Origin of the sequence: Pseudomonas sp. GD03858 (assembly GCF_029840925.1) — a bacterium.
Taxonomy (GTDB): domain Bacteria; phylum Pseudomonadota; class Gammaproteobacteria; order Pseudomonadales; family Pseudomonadaceae; genus Aquipseudomonas.
Window position 1 is genome coordinate 1 of record NZ_JAOCDM010000224.1, and the last position, 1,078, is coordinate 1,078.

At 63.1% G+C, this 1,078-nt stretch carries 2 protein-coding genes; both read left to right on the forward strand.

Translation table 11 applies throughout. The annotated features are described in order from the left end of the window. On the forward strand, nt 1–346 hold a 346-nt coding region (locus N5D48_RS26145), incomplete at its 5' end, for a DotU family type IV/VI secretion system protein (protein WP_279889031.1). A gap of 134 nt (nt 347–480) precedes the next feature. Continuing rightward, entirely contained in the window at nt 481–996 is a 516-nt protein-coding gene (locus tag N5D48_RS26150) for an Hcp family type VI secretion system effector (RefSeq protein WP_279889032.1), read from the forward strand. Nucleotides 997–1,078 lie beyond the last annotated feature (82 nt).

A 1,078-nucleotide genomic window follows, 5' to 3' on the forward strand; every position in this document is an offset into this window, starting at 1 on the left:
ACCGCAGCGCTACAAGGACGTGCTGGAGTTCATGTACCTGTGCCTGTGCCTCGGCCTGAAAGGCAAGTACGCCTTGGCGCCCAGGGGCGACGAAGCCCACCAGGCCCTGATCGAGCAGCTGCAGCGCGTGGTCCTCGAGCAGCGCGACCCGGTACCCACCGAGCTGTGCGACCCCTACAGCAATGTGCTGGAGCGCAAGTACCGGGTACGCCGCCAGTTGCCGTGGTGGAGCCCGCTGGCGCTCAGCGCGGTGATCATCGCCATCATCTATGGCGTGTACAGCTACCGCCTGCACCTGCTCACCACCGAGGTGCTGGAGTCGCTCAACGCCATCTTGCAGCAGTGACCGCCCCAGCGCAGCCACCACCGAACTCGACGAATTGGCAAGGCCCACGCCTTGCTAGCAAGCCCATCGTCTCCGATGGCCACGCCAGCCCACAGTCGGCGTGCTTAATCCACATGGACGCAGGAGAAACTGCCATGCCAACACCCGCTTACATCAAGATCGAAGGCCAGACCCAGGGCAACATCACCGCAGGTGCCTTCACCTCCGACTCCGTCGGCAACGTGTTCGTCGAAGGACATGAAGACGAGATCCTGGTGCAGGAAATCAAGCACCAGGTCACCGTGCCCACCGACCCGCAGAGCGGCCAGCCGGCCGGCCAACGGGTGCACAAGCCGTTCATTTTCACCAGTTCGCTGAACAAGGCCACGCCCCTGATGTACCAGGCCCTGGCCAGCGGCGAGATGCTGCCGAGCGTGGAAGTGAACTGGTACCGCACCTCGGTGGAGGGCAAGCAGGAGCACTTCTTCACCACCAAGCTGGAGGACGCCACCATCGTCGACATCAACACCGTGCTGCCCCATGCCCAGAACAAGCAGAACGCCGACTTCACCCAACTGATCGAAGTGTCGATGTCGTACCGCAAGATCACCTGGACCCACACCACCGCAGGCACCGAGGGTTCGGACGACTGGCGCAAGCCGATCGTCTGACCTAGCCGAAATGCACCAGGCAGGCGTGCCCTGCCTGGACTTCGCGCTCCCTCAGACGGCTGACAAGGATCCCTCATGCCTA

What these genes read in the sequence shown, in the direction of transcription:
- N5D48_RS26150 (WP_279889032.1), top strand. Translation starts at nt 481, where the DNA reads ATGCCAACACCCGCTTACATCAAGATCGAAGGCCAGACCCAGGGCAAC.